This window comes from Acinetobacter sp. NEB 394, assembly GCF_013374795.1.
Taxonomy (GTDB): Bacteria; Pseudomonadota; Gammaproteobacteria; order Pseudomonadales; family Moraxellaceae; genus Acinetobacter; species Acinetobacter johnsonii.
The window spans coordinates 1,004,824-1,024,719 of the sequence record NZ_CP055277.1; the positions used below are offsets into that span (position 1 = coordinate 1,004,824).

At 43.1% G+C, this 19,896-nt stretch carries 18 protein-coding genes and 1 pseudogene; 12 read left to right on the top strand and 7 right to left on the bottom strand.

The window, feature by feature from the left end; translation table 11 throughout:
* Positions 1-87: 87 nt before the first annotated feature.
* Together HUK62_RS04660 and HUK62_RS04665 are read right to left on the bottom strand one after the other, a co-directional pair.
* Positions 88-831 (bottom strand): sporulation protein, encoded by a 744-nt coding sequence (locus tag HUK62_RS04660; protein ID WP_176537216.1) that lies wholly within the window; start codon positions 829-831, stop codon positions 88-90.
* A gap of 84 nt (positions 832-915) precedes the next feature.
* A complete protein-coding gene (locus tag HUK62_RS04665; protein WP_114837148.1) occupies positions 916-1,380 on the bottom strand; it encodes an Lrp/AsnC ligand binding domain-containing protein in 465 nt (154 codons plus the stop codon).
* Between the two features lie 137 nt (positions 1,381-1,517).
* Between HUK62_RS04665 and HUK62_RS04670 the strand changes: the two genes are divergently transcribed.
* The 5 genes and pseudogenes from HUK62_RS04670 to HUK62_RS04690 all read left to right on the top strand — a co-directional run bounded on the left by HUK62_RS04670 (position 1,518) and on the right by HUK62_RS04690 (position 7,187).
* The gene (locus HUK62_RS04670; protein WP_004694945.1) at positions 1,518-2,777 is read left to right on the top strand and encodes a D-amino acid dehydrogenase; all 1,260 of its coding nucleotides are present in this window, start codon (positions 1,518-1,520) and stop codon (positions 2,775-2,777) included.
* A gap of 36 nt (positions 2,778-2,813) precedes the next feature.
* On the top strand, positions 2,814-3,911 hold the full coding sequence (alr, locus tag HUK62_RS04675; protein ID WP_176537217.1) for an alanine racemase: 1,098 nt from the start codon (positions 2,814-2,816) through the stop codon (positions 3,909-3,911).
* 37 nt (positions 3,912-3,948) lie between these two features.
* Positions 3,949-4,308, top strand: coding sequence for a RidA family protein (locus HUK62_RS04680; RefSeq protein WP_004694941.1), 360 nt, complete (start codon positions 3,949-3,951; stop codon positions 4,306-4,308).
* A gap of 142 nt (positions 4,309-4,450) precedes the next feature.
* Entirely contained in the window at positions 4,451-5,893 is a 1,443-nt protein-coding gene (locus tag HUK62_RS04685; RefSeq protein ID WP_176537218.1) for an amino acid permease, read from the top strand.
* Positions 5,894-6,081: 188 nt separating this feature from the next.
* Positions 6,082-7,187 (top strand): annotated as a pseudogene (locus tag HUK62_RS04690) (acyltransferase).
* Positions 7,188-7,268: 81 nt separating this feature from the next.
* On the opposite strand, the gene HUK62_RS04695 reads toward HUK62_RS04690, so the two are convergent.
* A complete protein-coding gene (locus HUK62_RS04695) occupies positions 7,269-7,721 on the bottom strand; it encodes a CopD family protein (protein ID WP_176537219.1) in 453 nt (150 codons plus the stop codon).
* 23 nt (positions 7,722-7,744) lie between these two features.
* On the bottom strand, positions 7,745-8,974 hold the full coding sequence (locus tag HUK62_RS04700) for a beta-ketoacyl synthase N-terminal-like domain-containing protein (protein ID WP_176537220.1): 1,230 nt from the start codon (positions 8,972-8,974) through the stop codon (positions 7,745-7,747).
* 278 nt (positions 8,975-9,252) lie between these two features.
* On the opposite strand from HUK62_RS04700, the gene HUK62_RS04705 reads away from it, so the two are divergent.
* From HUK62_RS04705 to rimI, 7 genes are all read left to right on the top strand, one after another.
* Positions 9,253-10,710 (top strand): EcsC family protein, encoded by a 1,458-nt coding sequence (locus HUK62_RS04705; protein WP_005400177.1) that lies wholly within the window; start codon positions 9,253-9,255, stop codon positions 10,708-10,710.
* A 154-nt stretch (positions 10,711-10,864) separates the two neighbouring features.
* Complete coding sequence (gene rpsL / locus HUK62_RS04710) at positions 10,865-11,239, top strand: 30S ribosomal protein S12 (protein ID WP_002050319.1); 375 nt, start codon at positions 10,865-10,867, stop codon at positions 11,237-11,239.
* Positions 11,240-11,416: 177 nt separating this feature from the next.
* Entirely contained in the window at positions 11,417-11,887 is a 471-nt protein-coding gene (rpsG, locus tag HUK62_RS04715) for a 30S ribosomal protein S7 (protein ID WP_004694929.1), read from the top strand.
* 130 nt (positions 11,888-12,017) lie between these two features.
* Positions 12,018-14,153 carry an elongation factor G gene (gene fusA / locus HUK62_RS04720; protein WP_176537221.1) on the top strand — a complete coding sequence of 712 codons (2,136 nt, stop codon included), beginning with the start codon at positions 12,018-12,020 and terminating at the stop codon, positions 14,151-14,153.
* A gap of 93 nt (positions 14,154-14,246) precedes the next feature.
* The gene (gene tuf / locus HUK62_RS04725; protein ID WP_176537222.1) at positions 14,247-15,437 is read left to right on the top strand and encodes an elongation factor Tu; all 1,191 of its coding nucleotides are present in this window, start codon (positions 14,247-14,249) and stop codon (positions 15,435-15,437) included.
* A gap of 291 nt (positions 15,438-15,728) precedes the next feature.
* Complete coding sequence (locus tag HUK62_RS04730) at positions 15,729-16,610, top strand: metal-dependent hydrolase (RefSeq protein WP_005400175.1); 882 nt, start codon at positions 15,729-15,731, stop codon at positions 16,608-16,610.
* A gap of 104 nt (positions 16,611-16,714) precedes the next feature.
* A complete protein-coding gene (gene rimI, locus HUK62_RS04735) occupies positions 16,715-17,173 on the top strand; it encodes a ribosomal protein S18-alanine N-acetyltransferase (protein WP_058869027.1) in 459 nt (152 codons plus the stop codon).
* 29 nt (positions 17,174-17,202) lie between these two features.
* Here the strand turns inward: rimI and HUK62_RS04740 are convergent, their stop codons facing one another.
* From HUK62_RS04740 to trxB, 3 genes are all read right to left on the bottom strand, one after another.
* The gene (locus HUK62_RS04740) at positions 17,203-18,018 is read right to left on the bottom strand and encodes an arginyltransferase (protein ID WP_005400173.1); all 816 of its coding nucleotides are present in this window, start codon (positions 18,016-18,018) and stop codon (positions 17,203-17,205) included.
* Positions 18,019-18,039: 21 nt separating this feature from the next.
* Positions 18,040-18,771 carry a leucyl/phenylalanyl-tRNA--protein transferase gene (aat, locus tag HUK62_RS04745; protein WP_078389439.1) on the bottom strand — a complete coding sequence of 244 codons (732 nt, stop codon included), beginning with the start codon at positions 18,769-18,771 and terminating at the stop codon, positions 18,040-18,042.
* Positions 18,772-18,857: 86 nt separating this feature from the next.
* Positions 18,858-19,811: a thioredoxin-disulfide reductase gene (trxB, locus tag HUK62_RS04750; protein ID WP_176537223.1), complete on the bottom strand. Its 954-nt coding sequence runs from the start codon at positions 19,809-19,811 to the stop codon at positions 18,858-18,860.
* Positions 19,812-19,896: the final 85 nt, after the last annotated feature.

Consider the following 19,896-nt stretch of genomic DNA (forward strand, 5'->3'; position numbering starts at 1 on the left):
ATTTCATTCGGACAGGATTTAAATAACGCCTTTTTCGACTGCGCACGACTTTTCTATATTGAAACAGTCGTGCGCAGGGATTAAAAATTAAAGTCCTAACATGCGTCTAATTTCATTCGCTAACAGTGCAGGATTGGCCTGCTGATGGGGAATGCTAAGGCTGTTGAAGCCATCACCACGAAATTTACGATCCACTTCTAAAAGCACATGGGTTTGATGTTGCTCTGCCACAAAGGACACCTCAACTTCATTGATACTGTTGAACAATTGCGTAGGTTTAAATTCAAGTTCTTGATAACAACCAATGCTCGAATGGAAGCCGTTGCCACGTAGTTGACCTTGTTCAACATCGACGGTCATCAACTGAAAACCGCATTGCTGCATGGCTTGAATAAACACCTGCATAGCCGGTGTCGGTAAAATCTGTAAATAGTCTTTATCCGTTGCATCGAGCCCCCAGTCCACATCGAGATGCGTATGTAACCACACTCGGGTTTTATTGACGCGGCAAGGCACATCTGTAACTGGCGTTTCAAAGGGCAGTTGAATTGAAAAAGGAAATGCATGTGACTGATGGGCTTGTAACTCAAAAGCCCCGCTAATGTGCCATTCAGCAATACTTAAGGCGCTATTGTATTCAGCATCATCTGACTCAACCTCGGCTGTGGTCATGAGCTTTAAATAAATACCGTTGATAATTTTATTAGACGCGGCACCTTTAAAAATAACCTCACCCTGAATTGCTTGACCCGCTTGTGGCGCGGTGGTGTGTAGACGAGTATCGACTTGAATGCCTTGTAAGCCAAGACTAGACATGAGTTTGTTAAACATGGTGCAGAACTTCCAATAGGGAATCGATAGGTTTTAAATATTTAAAATGAATGCAATTTTAAAATGCGTATTTTTAATAAGCTGTTAGCGAATGTCCAAATAAAAACTTTCTTTGACTTCTTCCATCACAATATAACTGTGCGATGATGCTGAAGAGGGCAGTTTTTTTAGTAAATCACCCAATAGGCATCGGTAAGCACTCATTTCTTTTAAACGGGCTTTGACTAAATAATCGAATTCACCTGAAATCAGATGGCATTCTAAAACTTCAGGGATTTCGACCAAGTCACGTGCCACTTGATCAAACACATCGCCAGACTTGGCCGACAGCTTAATCTCTAAAAACACCAATAAGTTTCGATCGACCAGTTGTGGATTGAGGCGTGCGTAGTAACCCATGATAATACCGTCGCGCTCTAAGCGTTTGACACGTTCCGAACACGGTGTGGTTGAGAGGTTAACGCGAGAGGCCAATTCACTAATCGCAATTCGTCCATCATGCTGCAAAATGTCTAAAATCTGCTGATCAATCCGATCTAATTTACGCATTATAAATTTCCTATGTTTAGAATTTTAGCGCGACAAAAATGGCGATTTACCTAGATTATAATGTTAAAAACAGTGAAAAAAACTATTAACCTAAAAATATACTAGTTAAATAAACTAGTGTGTGTAAGGGATCAGTCATGCGTGTAATTGTCTTAGGTAGTGGTGTCATCGGTGTTGCAAGTGCGTATTACCTTGCACAACAAGGCGCAAGCGTTACGGTTTTAGACCGTCAAGCTGGTCCTGCTGAAGAAACTAGCTTTGGTAACGCAGGGCAAATCTCTCCAGGTTATTCTACACCGTGGGCTGCACCTGGTATTCCATTTAAAGCTGTGAAGTGGATGTTTCAACATCATGCACCGTTAGCGATTAACATTGATGGTAGCATGTGGCAGTTGAACTGGATGGCGCAAATGTTGAAAAACTGCAATCCACAAAGCTATGCCATTAACAAAGAGCGTATGACGCGTGTTGCTGAATACAGTCGTGACTGCTTACGTGAACTGCGTAAAGAAACAGGCATTCACTATGAAAACCGCGCGAAAGGAACTTTGCAGGTTTTCCGTAATGAAGCACAGCTTGATGCAGTACAACGTGACATTCAAGTGTTAAAAGAATGTGGCGTCGACTACGAACTATTATTAAAAGATGACTTAGCCAAAGTCGAGCCAGCTTTAGCCTATGCCAAAGACAAACTGGTGGGTGGTTTACATTTACCGAATGATGAAACAGGTGACTGTTACTTATTTACCAATGCTTTGGCAAACCTTGCGAAAGACATGGGCGTAGAATTTAAATTTAACCAAAATGTTGAAAAACTAGTGGTTGAAGGCGATGAAATCAAAGGCGTGGTGGTTGATGGTCAGGTGCTTACAGCAGACCGTTATGTGCTCGCTTTCGGTAGTTATTCACGTGATTTCTTAAAACCATTGAATTTGAATTTGCCTGTGTACCCTGTCAAAGGCTACTCACTGACCATTCCAATTGTAGATCCTGCATTTGCACCGCAGTCTACGGTGCTTGATGAAACTTATAAAATTGCCATTACGCGTTTTGACCAACGTATCCGTGTGGGGGGGATGGCTGAACTGAGTGGTTTCAACCACGGTTTAAATCAAGACCGCCGTGCAACCTTGGAAATGGTGACTCAAGACTTATTCCCAGGTGGAAATTTAGCTGAAGCAAGTTTCTGGACGGGTTTACGTCCAATGACACCAGACTCTACACCAATTATTGGTGCGACTCGTTTTAAAAACTTATTCTTGAATACAGGACATGGCACCTTGGGTTGGACCATGGCATGTGGTTCAGGCAAGCTCATTAGTGACTTGGTGATGAACCATCAACCAGACATCAGTACTGAAGGTCTATCGATTCAACGTTATCCTTCAGCAGCCTAATTCGTTTTAGGTCATATTGATTCAAGGAAGAAGAAAATGCCACGTTCAATTACTGCAGTGATTCATAGCCAATCACTGCAGCATAATTTAAATGTTGCTCGCACTAAAATGCCGAATAGCCAAGTCTATGCGGTGGTCAAAGCCAATGCCTATGGTCATGGCATTGAACGTGTCTATCAAGCGTTCAAATCTGCTGATGGTTTTGCGTTGCTCGATTTGGCAGAGGCGAAACGTATCCGTGCTTTGGGCTGGACAGGTCCAGTTCTGTTACTCGAAGGTATTTTCTCAGAGCAAGACCTATTTGACTGCCATGAGTTGGGTCTAAGCTTCAGTATTCATAGTGAATATCAACTCGAATGGTTAGCGCGTTTTCCTTTAGAGGCGCAGTTCGATGTTTATTTAAAAATGAACAGCGGCATGAACCGTTTAGGTTTTCGTCCGGAACAGTACCGTCAAGTGTGGCAGCAGCTTTCCAGCTTGCCTCAAGTTCAACGTTTGACCCATATGATGCATTTTTCGGATGCCGATGGTGAGCGTTTCGGACGTGACGGCATTGCGCATCAATGTCAGTTATTTGATGCCATCACCCATGATCTACCGGGTGCACGTTCAGTCAGTAACAGTGCAGCCATTCTCCGCCATGAACAGTTGCAGTCGGATGTGATCCGTAGCGGCATCATGCTCTATGGCAGCTCTCCAGATTATCCAAGCCACTCCATTCAAGACTGGGATTTGCAACCTGCCATGAGTTTGCGCAGCGAGTTGATTGCCATTCAGCAATTAAAAGCAGGCGATAGCGTCGGTTATGGCTCAAAGTTCATTGCTGAAACCGACATGCGTGTGGGTATTGTGGCTTGTGGTTATGCCGATGGTTATCAACGGATTACCGCAACAGGTACGCCTATTTTAGTTGATGGACAACGCAGCAGCTTGGTCGGACGTGTCAGCATGGACATGTTAGCAGTCGATTTATCTCACCTTCCAAATGCCCAAGTTGGCAGCGAAGTGGTGCTGTGGGGTACATCGAAACAGGGCACTGTGCTCAGCATTGATGAAGTCGCAGCAGGTTCAGGCACGATTGGCTATGAGCTGATGTGTGCTGTCACTGCACGTGTCAATTTTATCCAAGATTAAATTTTATTTTTATACAGTTTCATACAAGGAAAGACCTATGTCACATTCAGACATTCAAAAATTCAACACCAACGAAGTCATGAGTGCAGTCACTGTGTTTAATCAAGTGGTGTATTTGTCAGGGCAAGTGCCAAAGAATACCGACAATGATGTCGCAGGTCAGACCCGTGAAATTTTAGCAACAATTGATGAGCTTTTAGCTTTGGCAAATACAGATAAATCACGTTTGTTATCGGCTCAGCTTTACATCAAAAATCTCTCTGATTTTTCTACAGTCAATGCAATTTGGATTGATTGGATGAATGGTTGTGTAGCACCTTCGCGTGCCACGATTCAGGCTGATTTGGTTAATCCAAACTGGTTGATCGAAATTGCAGTGACGGCTGCACAAAACTAATTTTTTAAACTCTCCCCGTGTATATCAGCGCTTGGGTTTCAACCGAAGTGCTGATGAGCGTATAAATGCCGCCCGTTAGGATAACGAGCACTGTATGAACATGGTTTATACGCAAAAAAGGACTTTAACAGGATGTTAAATTATGACGACTACCCCACAAGCTGACGGTGCAAATGCATCATCGCATGAATTACAACGGAAATTATCCAACCGCCACCTGCAATTGATTGCCATTGGTGGCGCGATTGGTACGGGCCTGTTCATGGGTTCGGGCAAAACCATCTCTCTTGCTGGTCCTTCTATTTTGATCATTTATATGATTATCGGGACCATGTTCTTCTTCCTAATGCGTGCATTGGGCGAAATTTTATTGTCAAATTTGCACTATAAGTCGTTTATCGACATGGCTCATGATCTGATTGGGCCAGGTGCGGGTTACTATATCGGTTGGTCCTATTGGCTCGGTTGGGTCTTGGTCGGTATTGCGGACTTGGCAGCCATTATTAACTATCTTGGTTTTTGGCTCCCGCCAGACATGGCCTTTACTCCCATGGGGCAGGCTTTAATCAGTGTCGGCTGTGTGCTGTTTGTCCTTGGGTTAAATTTGCTGACTGTGAAACTCTTTGGTGAAATTGAATTTTGGTTTGCTTTAATCAAAATTTTAGCCATTTTAGGGCTGATCGTGATTGGTGGCTTTATGGTGTTTAGCCATTTCCAAGCACCGGGCGGTTCAGTTGCAAGCTTCAGTCATGTTTGGTCGCATGGTGGTATGTTCCCTCAAGGTGGTAGTGGCTTTCTAGCAGGCTTCCAAATTGCACTCTTTGCCTTTGTCGGTGTAGAGCTGATTGGAACCATGGCTGCTGAAACCAAAGACCCTGAAAAGAACTTACCGAAAGCAGTGAATGCGATTCCAACCCGTATCATTTTGTTCTATGTCTTGTCATTATTTGTGGTGATGTCGGTGACGCCGTGGAATCAAATTCCTGCGGATCAAAGTCCGTTCGTTTCACTATTTTTACATGCAGGTATTCCAACTTCAGCCATCATTATGAACTTGGTGGTGCTGTCTTCAGTAATGTCTTCAATGAATAGTGGTGTGTTCTCTACATCACGTATGCTGTTTGGTTTGGCAAGAGAAGGGCAAGCACCACAGAGTCTAGCGCGTCTATCAAAACGTGCGGTACCAGCAAAAGGCTTATTCTTCTCATGTGCTTTTATCATGGCAGGTGCGGCGCTACAGTACTTTGTACCGAACACGGTTGAAGCCTTTACATTAGCCAGCTCATTGTGTGTGATTCTGTTCATTAGTATCTGGAGCATTATTATGGTGTGCTATATCCGCTACCGTAAATTGCGTCCTGAGCTACATGCAAAATCGACCTTTAAAATGCCGGGCGGTGTTTGGATGTCTTATGTGGTCTTAATCTTCTTGTTCTTTACGTTGATTATTTTGAGTTTAGAGGCGGATACTCTTCGTGCACTCATGATCAGTCCACTATGGGTGATTGTTCTAGCCGTGACGTATCAACTGCTGTACAAGCCGCGTATGAAAAAACGTCTGTTAGGGCAGCAACTGGACAACTAAGTAACATTTATTCTGTACTTTTGATATTTGAAAGAAAGCCCTGCATAAGTAGGGCTTTCTTTTTTACTTGAGCTGAATCAATGGGTTCTAATTCAGTGTTAGATCATTGTATGATTTTATATATAAAAGCTGTCTAAATCAGGCGATTTCACTTTTAATGAGGCACTTTAAAATTTTAATAATGATTTATGCGTAATTATAAAATAGACATTCTGCGTGGCGTGTCCATCCTGTTGGTGCTGATTCACCATTTCAATATCCCTTATAAATTACACGATACCTTTCTAAGCATCCCTATTGGGGGGGGAGCTTAAGTACATTGATTGCCCGAAACGGCAACTATGGTGTAAACATGTTTTTTGTCATTTCAGGTTTTTTGATTACCCAGCATACTTTGCAGCGTAATGGATTTTTGGCGCAGATTAAGCTGAAAGATTTTTATATCCGTCGTATTGCCCGCATCATGCCGTGTCTGGTGTTATTGGTTGCGATGGTCAGTGTGCTCGGAAGTTTAGGGTTGCAACCCTTTCTCAATCAGTCGCCCAATGGCGAAGAGGTGTCCTATGCTGTGACTATTCTTTCAGCTTTGAGTTTCTGGATGAATCTACTGATTATTGAATACGGCTGGGTGAACTATGCCTTGGGCGTATTATGGTCTTTATCGGTTGAAGAGGTCTTCTATTTAGCATTTCCTGTCCTGTGTTTAGTGCTTGGTCGAGGCAAGGGGTTTATTGTTTTTCTGCTCGCTGTCATCGCGTATGCACCGTATTTTCGTGCACTCCATTTTGGTGAGGAAAGCGGCGCTTATCTGTATCATTATTTCTCCAGCTTTGATGGAATTGCCATTGGCTGCCTCACCGCAATGTATGCGCAACATTTTAAAGGTGCCATTTACAATCAAAAAATGATTGTTGCAGTAACAGCGTTGCTGATGACCGCTTTATATTTTTATGCACCCATCAAAGAGGTGAGTACTTGGGGCATCAGCGTATTTGCTTTACTTACGGCGTTACTCATATTGTGTTTTACCCAAGACCCGAAAGTTAAACCTAACTCATCCACGGCCCGCAGTTTGGTCTGGATTGGACAGCGTAGCTATGAAATGTATCTGGTTCATTTGATTATTCTCGGCTTAATGAAAGTGGTGTATTTCCCAAAAGACACTTTAGCGGCTGAAAAGTTGATGTTGTTGCCTGTTTATTTTATCGCAGTGTTTATTTTGAGTTGGGTGATTGAGAAATATTATTCGACCCCACTCAATTTAAAAATTCGTCAATCTTGGATACGTTCGTAATACTGATCTTGAACTGTGCTGTTGATTTTGTACAGACATTAAAAAGCCCCGAATCAATCGGGGCTTTTTAAGTGTGGGATTTTAAAATGTCGGTTTCACCACGACTAAAATCACCACAGCAAATAAAATGAGGGTCGGCATTTCATTAAAGAAGCGCCAGAACTTGTGTGACTTGTAGTGCGCATGACCAATCAATTTCTTACGGTAATAACCGCAAACAAAGTGGTAAATCACCAACAGTCCAACCAAGCCGACTTTGAGGTAGAACCACAGGGCTTCATGGTAGTGGCGCGTTGCATCACCCCAATCCACCAAGAAATGTGCCGTGATCAGTGTTGCAATCATCGACGGCCACATAATGCCACGGTACAACTTCCGTTCCATAACCTCGAAACGTTGATGACTGATAGCATCATCACTCATGGCATGGTAAACATAGAGCCGTGGTAAGTAGAACAATGCAGCGAACCAACACACCACGGCAATAATATGTAATGCTTTTACCCACAAGAAAGCATCAGAAGGAGCATCCATCAAGTCACCCTAAAATGGGCGGCTTAGCCTTCCCACTTTTTGAAAATGAGACATGCATTTACGCCGCCAAAACCGAAACTGTTACTCATCACAGTATTCAATTTTGCGTCACGTTTTTCAAGTACGATATCAAATGGTTTTGCACCTTCATCCAGTTCAGTCACGTTGATGTTGGGTGCAATAAAGTCATTTTGCATCATTAGGACAGAGTAGATTGCTTCTTGTACGCCAGCAGCACCCAAGCTATGACCTGTCATTGATTTGGTCGAGCTGAGTGGAGGAACTTGACCTTCGCCAAATGCACGTTCCATTGCTTTCAATTCAGTGATGTCACCAGCAGGCGTCGACGTACCGTGCGTATTCACATAGTCAATTTTGTCTACGCCGTGTTGTTTTGCTTCTTCAAGTGCCATCAGTACACAACGTGTCGCCCCTTCACCCGATGGCGCAACCATGTCTGCACCGTCAGAGTTTGCAGCATAGCCTACAACTTCAGCCAAAATGTTGGCACCACGTGCTTGCGCATGTTTTAAAGACTCAAGCACTACAAAACCGCCACCGCCAGCAATGACGAAACCGTCACGGTCAGCAGAGTAAGGACGAGACGCTGTTTCTGGTGTGTCATTGTATTTTGAGCACAGTGCACCCATCGCATCAAACAACAAGCTTTGAGACCAGTGATCTTCTTCACCGCCACCCGCAAGCATTAAGTCTTGCTTGCCCAATTGAATCAGGTTGTAGGCATAACCAATGGCATCAGCAGACGTTGCGCATGCGCTGGTAATGGTGTGTGCAACACCTTGCATTTTAAAAGCAACACCAACGTTTGCCGTAATTGTGTTCGACATATTACGTGGTACGAAGAACGGACCAACTTTACGTGCGCCTTTAGTGTCTAACAATTCTTTCATTTCAACTACAGATGCAGTTGAACCACCACCTGAACCGCCCGCGATACCATAGCGTGGATTGCCACCAATTTGCTCTGCTGTTAAGCCTGCATTTTCAACCGCAGCAACCGCAGCATTGTATGCATACATGGCACAAACACCCATAAAGCGTTTTAGCTTACGGTCGATACCATCAAAGTCTTGTTCAGCAGCAGCGCTGATATGACTTTTAAAATTGAGTTCAGCATAGGTTGGGTTAAAACGTGTCCCAGAAATCCCGTTTTGTAATGCATGAGTAACTTCTTCCAAAGTATTACCGATACATGAGTTGATACCCATGCCAGTGATTACTACACGTTTCATTTAAAGATCCCTTATATGGTGGTTTTGCAGAGTTGCGCTTAAAGATGAATCAACAATTTATTTCTAAGCCAATTGCAACTCTTATGTTTTCAATGCAGATCATAATAGCAGAAAGAATTTTTAATTCTTATGGCAAATCCTATGCCAATTTGACTTGTCTTAAAATCAGGAGCAGAGCATTTCAACTTTACTAAAAGACACATATTCTTATTGAGATAAATGCGTACTACACCTAGTATTTAGCTAGAAATGAAAGATTATAAAGTACGGGGTACGGAATGGCGGATTCAAACAATAAACAGCGCAGTGGTTTCTTTTCAAATGCCTTCGGAGTGGCTAAAAAGCTCAGCCATACAGGTTTAAACATATTAAACCAAGTGAGCCCAGATACGGCCTCAGCACTGACCAATGCTACAACTGGTGATAGTGCGAGTACAAAAACAAAATCGAAAAATAAGCGTTATGAACACCCGCAGCAAGTCTTAAGAGACCATCTGCCGACAGTATCACGTCATTTATTAGGACGTCATTATGTCAACGCAAATCGAGTCGCGCATTTTGTGTCGCCACAACTTTCCGATAAAGCCGCAGATTATTTTTTTAGCCAGCTCAATCAATTTAGCTCGAGTATGAGCTCGGTCGATGCCGTTTTAGATGAAGCAGGCGTGCGTGATTTAGAAATGCTGACTCAAGATGTCGACCGTTCAAAACGGATTAGTCAGGCATTGTCCGAACAAAATAAAATTATTGCTATCTTGCAAGGTGCACTGACTGGAGCAACGGGCTTTATGGGCTCAACCGTAGATGTCCCTGCTTCCTTGGTGATGTCGTTACGTATGATTTACCAAGTGGGACGTTCTTATGGCTTTGACTTAAGTAAAGAGTCCGATCAAGACATCGTCCAGTTTATTTTTAAACAGATTGATCTTGGGCTGATTGCGGAAAAACAAACTTTGTTGATGGCGATAAAAGCCATTTCAAGTACCTTGCAAACCCATGATGTCTCTCAGTTACAACAGCTTTTAGGTTCAAGTAATCAGATTGAAGACTTAAAGAAATGGTTGACCAATGCCGATGGTCAGCTGAAATGGGGACAGTCGATTGCCAACCTCTCGCTACTGAATAAGCTAGCAAAACTCACACCAATTGCCAGTGCAGGGGTGAGTGCAGCCTATAATTGGCGCCTTGTTGATGATGTACACCAAAAAGCACAACTGGTTTTTTCAGAAGCCCGTCAATATATCATCCAACAAAAAGATACCAGCCTTAGTGCTTTAACAGCATATGAACGCTCACTTGAGCTTTTGGTGAAAGCCTCACCAAGACTATTGTCACAGCGCAGTACATCAGAGACCGATGGTTCAGATTTGAAACTTGGGGCTGAAGTGGAGTTAAATGGTCATCAAAGCATTACCAAGGTTAAAATCCAGAAAAAGTCTGACAAAGTTACAGAGCCTGTCGCAACCGAAGAACGTGTTCAACAAGGGCTGGAACAACTCGCAGATCAAATGATTGAACCCCATGATGCTGTTGCACCGCAGCAACCAGCCCTACAAATGGAAGAGGATCTTGCAGATTTATATCCAGTGGATGAGGTTGAGGAGACCACACAGAACAATAATGAGTCTTTTACGGAAAATGAACCCAATATGGCTTCAAAAGTCACAGCAAAACCCGCTGTAGAGCCGACTGAAAAAAAGGTTACAAAAAGACGAAATGCGCCAAGTAAAAAATAAACCCTTTAAAATAGATAGAAATTTGTAAAAGCCCTGATTTGGTCAACATTACATGTAGTTTGAAATGTTGACCATTTTTACGTCTTAGCTTACAATTGCATGCCCTCAAAAAGTCGTCTTTTTTTGGGTTTTTTATTAACGGGAGAATTGCCAAATGGCAACAACAAATCAGTTGATCCGTAAGGGTCGTACGACTTTAGTTGAAAAATCTAAAGTTCCTGCGTTGAAGGCTTGTCCACAACGTCGTGGTGTTTGTACACGTGTTTACACAACTACACCTAAAAAACCTAACTCAGCAATGCGTAAAGTTTGCCGTGTGCGTTTAACTTCTGGCTTTGAAGTTTCTAGCTACATCGGTGGTGAAGGCCACAACCTACAAGAGCACAGTGTTGTTCTTATCCGTGGTGGTCGTGTTAAAGACTTACCAGGTGTACGTTACCATACCGTTCGTGGTTCTTTAGACTGTGCTGGTGTGAAAGATCGTAACCAGTCTCGTTCTAAATACGGTACTAAACGTCCTAAGAAATAATCTTTCGAGATTAACCTCTTAGTTCGCTAGAACTGCAATCCTTTATCGTCTCGCTTGTCTGATTTCTGCATTAATTTTGTGAAATTCAAGCGACGTGTAGTAAGGCCAGCGAAAGCACATGACACTTTGTGCTACGGCTGGATTAACCTGAAGTGTCATATATATAGGTAGTTTAAAATGCCAAGACGTCGCGTAGTTGCTGCTCGTGAAATCCTTCCGGATCCTAAGTTCAGCAGCCAAACAATCGCTAAATTCATGAACCACGTAATGCAAGATGGTAAAAAATCTATTGCTGAAAGTATCGTTTACGGTGCTTTAGACCGCGTTCAAGAAAAAAACAAAGTAGACCCAGTTGAATTTTTCGAGACTACTCTTGAAAAAGTTCGTCCTATGGTTGAAGTAAAAGCACGCCGTGTTGGTGGTGCTACTTATCAAGTACCTATGGAAGTACGCCCATCCCGTCGTACTGCTCTAGCTATGCGTTGGTTAGTAGATGCTGCTGCTAAGCGTTCTGAAAAAACTATGGCTTTACGTCTTGCTGGTGAGTTGCTTGATGCAGCTGAAGGTAAAGGCGCAGCGGTTAAAAAACGTGATGACGTGCATCGTATGGCTGAAGCCAACAAAGCATTCTCTCACTACCGCTTCTAAGCGACTAAAACAGCCCCTATTCAGGAGGGTGATAGCTTGGCTTACGCCAAACTGTCATCGAATCGCTTTAAGCTGTTCGTCAGCTTAAAGCGCCTGTTTTAAACAACAAAATTTAGGAATGCAAGAAATCATGGCTCGTCAAACCCCAATTTCTCGTTATCGTAACATTGGTATTTCTGCGCACATTGATGCGGGTAAAACCACAACTACAGAACGTATTTTGTTCTACACAGGTGTATCTCACAAAATTGGTGAAGTACACGATGGTGCAGCAACAATGGACTGGATGGAGCAAGAGCAAGAACGTGGTATTACCATTACTTCTGCTGCTACGACTACATTCTGGTCAGGTATGTCTAAACAGTTCCCTGAACACCGTATCAACGTAATTGATACACCGGGACACGTTGACTTCACAATTGAAGTTGAACGTTCTATGCGTGTTCTTGATGGTGCGTGTATGGTTTACTGTGCTGTAGGTGGTGTACAACCTCAGTCTGAAACTGTATGGCGTCAAGCGAACAAATACCAAGTGCCTCGTTTAGCATTCGTGAACAAGATGGACCGTACTGGTGCAAACTTCTTCCGTGTTGTTGAACAAATGAAGACACGTTTAGGTGCAGCTCCTGTACCTGTAGTAATCCCTGTTGGCGCTGAAGAAAACTTCCAAGGCGTAATCGACTTGATCGAAATGAAAGCGATCATTTGGGATGAAGCTTCACAAGGTATGCAGTTCGAATACGGTGAAATCCCGGCTGAACTTCTAGCTACTGCTGAAGAATGGCGTACAAACATGGTTGAAGCTGCTGCTGAAGCTTCTGAAGAGCTAATGGACAAATACCTAGAAGAAGGCGAACTATCTAAAGAAGATATCGTTGCTGGTCTACGTGTTCAAACTTTGGCTTGTCAAATTCAACCAATGCTTTGTGGTACAGCGTTCAAAAACAAAGGTGTTCAACGTATGTTGGACGCAGTAATTGAATTCTTACCGTCGCCTACAGAAGTTAAAGCGATTGAAGGTGTTCTTGACGACAAAGCTGAAACTAAAGCGATTCGTGAAGCATCTGACGAAGCTCCGTTCTCTGCGCTTGCGTTCAAAATCATGAACGACAAATTCGTAGGTAACTTAACTTTCGTACGTGTTTACTCTGGTGTTCTTAAACAAGGTGATTCTGTTTATAACCCAGTTAAATCTAAACGTGAACGTATCGGCCGTATCGTGCAAATGCACGCGAACGATCGTCAAGATGTTGAAGAAATTCGTGCGGGTGATATCGCTGCGTGTGTAGGTCTTAAAGACGTAACTACGGGTGATACACTTTGTGCTGAGAAAAATGTCATCACACTTGAGCGTATGGAATTCCCAGAGCCAGTAATTGCATTGGCTGTTGAACCAAAAACTAAAGCTGACCAAGAAAAAATGTCAATTGCTTTAGGTCGTTTGGCTAAGGAAGATCCATCATTCCGCGTTCGTACTGACGAAGAGTCAGGTCAAACAATTATTGCTGGTATGGGTGAACTTCACCTTGACATCATTGTTGACCGTATGAAGCGTGAATTCGGTGTTGAAGCAAACATTGGTAAACCAATGGTTTCTTACCGTGAAACGATCAAAAAGTCAGTTGAACAAGAAGGTAAATTCGTACGTCAAACTGGTGGTAAAGGTAAATTTGGTCACGTATACGTACGTTTAGAACCAATGGATCCTGAATCAGAAAAAGATTACGAATTCGTTGAAGAAGTTGTTGGTGGTGTAGTTCCTAAAGAATTCTTCGGTGCTGTGGATAAAGGTATCCAAGAGCGTATGAAGAATGGTGTCCTTGCTGGTTACCCAGTTGTTGGCATCAAAGCTACATTGTTTGACGGTTCTTACCACGATGTCGATTCGGACGAATTATCGTTCAAAATGGCAGGTTCTTACGCATTCCGTGACGGTTTCATGAAAGCAGATCCTATCTTGCTTGAACCGATCATGAAAGTTGAAGTAGAAACTCCAGAAGACTACATGGGCGATATCATGGGTGACTTAAACCGTCGTCGTGGTATGGTTCAAGGTATGGATGACTTGCCTGGCGGTACTAAAGCAATTAAAGCTGAAGTTCCACTTGCAGAGATGTTTGGTTACGCGACTCAAATGCGTTCTATGTCTCAAGGCCGTGCAACATACTCTATGGAATTTGCTAAATATGCTGAAACTCCACGTAACGTGGCTGAAGGCATCATTTCTAAATTCCAGTCTGGTGGTAAAAAAGGTGACGACGAGTAATCTTTCGATTACTATAAGCCCAAACTAATTCATAGTTAAAAACCAAGTGCTCATGCAGTGATCCTGCATGAGTAGTTTAAAAAGGAAGATCTCATGGCTAAGGCTAAGTTTGAACGTAATAAGCCACACGTTAACGTGGGCACAATCGGTCACGTTGACCATGGTAAAACAACTTTAACAGCTGCAATTGCAACTGTATGTGCGAAGAAATTCGGTGGCGAAGCGAAAGACTACGCTGCAATTGACTCTGCACCAGAAGAAAAAGCACGTGGTATTACAATTAATACTTCACACGTAGAATACGATTCTCCAACTCGTCACTACGCACACGTAGACTGCCCGGGCCACGCCGATTATGTTAAAAACATGATTACTGGTGCTGCTCAGATGGACGGCGCGATCCTTGTATGTGCTGCGACTGATGGTCCAATGCCACAGACTCGTGAACACATCCTTCTTTCTCGTCAGGTTGGTGTACCTTACATTCTTGTATTCCTTAACAAGTGTGACCTTGTTGATGATGAAGAACTTCTTGAATTAGTAGAATTGGAAGTTCGTGAACTTCTTTCTACTTATGACTTCCCAGGTGATGACACTCCAGTTATCCGTGGTTCAGCTCTTCTTGCACTTAACGGTGACGCTGGTCAGTATGGCGAAGAAGCAGTTGTTGCGCTTGTTGACGCGCTTGACACTTACATTCCAGAGCCAGTACGTGCAATCGACCAAGCATTCTTAATGCCAATCGAAGACGTATTCTCTATTTCTGGTCGTGGTACAGTAGTAACTGGCCGTGTAGAAACTGGTATTGTGAAAGTAGGCGAATCAGTTGAAATCGTTGGTATCCGTGATACTCAAGTAACTACAGTTACTGGCGTAGAAATGTTCCGTAAACTTCTAGACGAAGGCCGTGCGGGCGAGAACTGTGGTGTTCTTCTACGTGGTACTAAGCGTGAAGACGTACAACGTGGTCAAGTACTTGCTAAACCAGGTGCAATCAAGCCGCACACTAAATTCGATGCAGAAGTATACGTACTTTCTAAAGAAGAAGGTGGTCGTCACACTCCATTCCTTAACGGTTACCGTCCACAGTTCTACTTCCGTACAACTGACGTAACTGGCGCGATCAAATTACAAGATGGCGTTGAAATGGTTATGCCTGGTGACAACGTAGAAATGTCAGTAGAATTAATCCACCCAATCGCAATGGACCCAGGTCTACGTTTTGCGATCCGTGAAGGTGGTCGTACAGTTGGTGCTGGTGTAGTTGCTAAAGTAACTGCATAATCATCTGATTGTGTAAAAAAAGCGCTCCTTTGGGGCGCTTTTTTTATTTATTCATTTTACTGCGAAAGTGATTATTTTAGGCAAGATACAGCATGCTTTAGTGTTCATCCTAAAAATAGCGTAGAACATTACGCACACTAAATTGTCTAACAATCCACCCTGAAAACTGTCCTAAACTGATATTTTGCTGACCCTAACTGCACTTATGGGTGAAGTCCAATCGCGTAAGATAAAAAGACGAAAACAACTATAAGTAGTGGATGTCTTCAGGATATTCATAGGAGCAGAAAGATGAATGCGAAGGTAAAAATCACTAACCGTGCGGGTGCGAGTTTCCCTGTACGTCGGATGAACTTTGAGTTTGAAAGCGTACCTGAATATTGGATGAATGGTTCAGCTGGACTGACCCATTTTATGACTGCGCTTTCGGCACTCTTTCCAGCAGGTGAAATGTTTTTTATCGACAGTGTTCGTGTCGTTAGACAGCATCCCTCAATCAAAGATAATGCCGAACTACAAAAAGAGATTTCAGCCTTTATTGGTCAAGAAGCGATGCATACGCAAGAACATGAAGGTTTTAATGCTTCGGCACAAAAGTATGGGCACGATGTTGCAACACTTGATCGCTATACGGATCGTGCAATTCAAACCACGCGTAAAGTGTTTGCTTTTCTCGGCAAGCCTGTGGGTATTACTCAAGAGATGGTGGATTTAACGGCAACCACCGCGCTGGAACATTTTACTGCAACCATTGCCTCTCAGTTGTTGGTCAATAACCACATTCAAGAGCTGATGAGCGATGAAACCATGAAAACCATGTGGTTATGGCATGCCATTGAAGAAAATGAGCACAAAGCTGTGGCTTATGATGTGTTTGAAGGTGTTTTTGGTAAGGGAGTCAAATCCTATTTACTACGAACGGGATCACTGGTTGCAGCCATGGCCATTTTATTATGCGTGCAGTCGTACTTTGTATTTCGTTTATTACAGCAAGATAAACAACTGAACAGGGCGGCGCTGAAAGATATTTATACCTATGCATATAGTCCATCGAAAGGGATTATTACAGGGATGGCACGTGAAATGATCATGTACTTTAAACCGGGTTTTCATCCTAATCATCACGACACCGATGCGTTACTTGAGAAGTGGAAGTTAAAATTAGGGTTTTAAGCAGTTTTGGCTCTTTGAGCGATGTAAATCGCTCTTTTTTTTGTTCGGTTTTTAGCACAAATTTTTTATACTGTGACCTCCACATTTTAGAAAGATAAACGAAGATGATTCGTTTAATGCAAGCTGCGGACTTAAGCCAAGTTGCGCAGATTGAAAATTTAGTTCAAACCCATCCTTGGAGCCTACAACAGTTCCAAGAGTCCATGCAGTCTTATCACAGCACCGTGATTGAACAGGCAGGGCAGGTCGTAGGGTTTTGTATCCTTCAGCCTGTTCTTGATGAGGCTAATTTATTGTTGATGGCCATTCATCCAAGCCAGCAAGGCAAAGGGTTGGGTTACCAGCTATTAGATGCATCACTGGCACAACTCAAAAACAACCCGATACAGGTGTTCTTAGAAGTCCGTGAGAGCAATCAAGCAGCGATTGCCTTGTATGAAAAGTCCGGTTTTCATCAAATTGATTTGCGTAAAAATTATTATCCTAAACCAGATGGTGGCCGTGAGCATGCCATTATTATGGTGAAATCGTGTAGTGATGACTTTTCCGAGTTGTTTAAATAAGAGAACAGTTGAGCTTCTGTATAACGTCATTATTTAATAATGGCGTTATTCCACCCCGAAGGTAGGGTGGTCATTAAGGAGTTTCCCAGTTGCTGCACTTCCTCGCTGCTCAGACTATGATTGAGTCTGCGCCACTGACCATCAATTAACAATTCTAGCGGTAAATACTGCGATTTATAGTTCATTTTTTCTGAGTGCGGCACCCAATAGCCTAAATACACAAACTGTAAAGCGCGTGCTTTGGCGAGCTCGATTTGTTTTAAAATGGCGAAAGTCCCTAGTGAGCGTTTGTTTTCATCGGGATCAAAAAAAGTATAAACCGCAGATAAACCATCATCTAGAGGATCGCAGGTCGACACACAGATGAGCTGGTCTTCTTTCCATAGCTCTAAGAAAAAGCTCTCAGTACAGCTATGCACGAGGAATTTATCAAATTGATCACGGCTAGGCGGGAACATGTCTCCATCGGCATGGCGTTTAAAAATATAACGCTCATATAAGTCATAATGTTTTTGGGTGGCGTCTGCAGTGCGGGTAATTTTTAAAGTGAGATCTTGATTGCGTTTCCATGCTTTTTTTTGACTGCTGTTCATTTTAAATTCGCGCACAGGTACGCGGCTAGATAGACACTGTCGACATAGATGACACTCTGGGCGGTAAACAAAATCACCACTCCGGCGAAAACCAACCCGAGAAAGTTCAGACAGCGTGACGACATCAATACGATGTGCTGGATCGAGAAATACCATCCGAGCTGACTTTTTTTCTAGATAGCTACAGTCATGCGGTGGCGTGATGTAATACTGTAAATCATTCAGTAGGGACTTCGGGTGATACGAATTCATGATAAATCCCTCTATTATTCTTTATTCAGTCAGTCGCGCATTTTGCGCTATTGTTTTACTTGAAAATACACCGTCCTGATACATTTTCCAATCGATAGCGGGTTGATTTACAACATCTTGTAACGATTTTAAGTAGGTTTGCCGAGAAAGTGTACAAGCACCAAGGCTTAACAGATGATTATTGACCAATTGGCAGTCGATCCAAGGCAGCTTATTTTCACGTCCAATCAACATCAGCGTATAAAATGCCATTTTTGAGACATCCGTTTCGGTACTGAACATGGACTCTCCAAAACAGCCGTGTCCAATGCTGACGCCGTATAGTCCACCAACCAAGCGTGTTTGATCCCATACTTCAACACTATAGCCATAACCTGCATCAAACATTGCACAGTAGCCATCAATAATGTCTTCGCTGATCCACGTGTCATCGGCATAGCTGCGAGGTAGTGAGCAGGCACGGATCACCCGTTCAAAAGCCTGATTGATGGTGATGCGATAATCTTGCTTTTTCATACTCCGAATGAGAGTTTTACTGGGCTGATAATCCTGCGGACGGATGATGCAACGTGGCTCGGGGCACCACCAGCAGATGGGCTCGCCTGTTGAGAACCATGGAAACAAACCATGGCTGTAGGCTTCAAACAGGGTAGAAGGGGAGAGGTCTGCACCGATACAAATTAAGCCTTCACCCTCGGGGTCAACTTCAAGCGGATCGGGAAAGATATACTCAGAAGGCGGTAACTGCTGCATAGTGATGTGTATACATGATAAAAAATGACTTTAAGATCATACATAAAAAAACCGCCTATGGAAGGCGGTCTTTTTCAAGGCTTAGATTATTCGCCTAAAGCATCCAAATACTTTTCCGCATCTAGCGCAGCCATACAGCCAGAACCCGCTGAAGTGATCGCTTGACGATAAACGCTATCAGCAATGTCGCCTGCTGCGAATACACCTGCGACAGAAGCAGCTGTGGCATTACCAGATGTACCGCTTTGAACTTGGATATAGCCATCACGTAAGTTCAATTGACCATCAAACATTGCGCTGTTTGGTTTGTGGCCAATGGCAACAAACAAACCTTGAACATCAATATCTTGTGTAGATTCGTCTTGAGTCGATTTTAAGCGAACAGCGGTTACACCCGTGTTGTCACCTAAAACTTCATCCACTTGGTGATTCCAAATGATGCTGATTTTGTCTTCTTTTTCTTTCTCAAATAGATGATCTTGAAGGATTTTTTCAGAACGCAATGAATCACGACGGTGAACCAAAGTCACATGCGATGCAATGTTAGACAAATATAGTGCTTCTTCAACGGCAGTATTACCGCCACCCACAACCATGACTTTTTGGTTTTTGTAGAAGAAACCATCACAGGTTGCACATGCGCTTACGCCTTGGCCCATAAAAGCAGCTTCAGACTCAAGACCTAAGTACTGAGCGGTCGCACCTGTGGCAATAATCAGTGCATCACAAGTGAACTCATCCATGTCACCTTTGAGTACAAATGGACGTACAGAAAGATCGACTTCATTGATATGATCGTAGATGATTTCAGTACCAAAGCGTTCAGCATGCGCTTGCATACGTTCCATCAGTGCAGGACCTGTTAAGCCTTCAGGGTCACCTGGCCAGTTATCCACTTCAGTCGTTGTCGTTAGCTGACCACCGAGTTGGATACCCGCAATCAATGTCGGCTTTAAGTTGGCACGCGCAGCATATACCGCAGCGCTGTAACCCGCAGGGCCTGAACCGAGAATAATCAAACGTGAGTGACGAGCGCTCATACGTAGAATCCTTTTTTTATTTAGAAATTTGTGGAATTATACGTGAAACTCTATAACAGTTGTGTGAGTTCAATGTCGATATTAT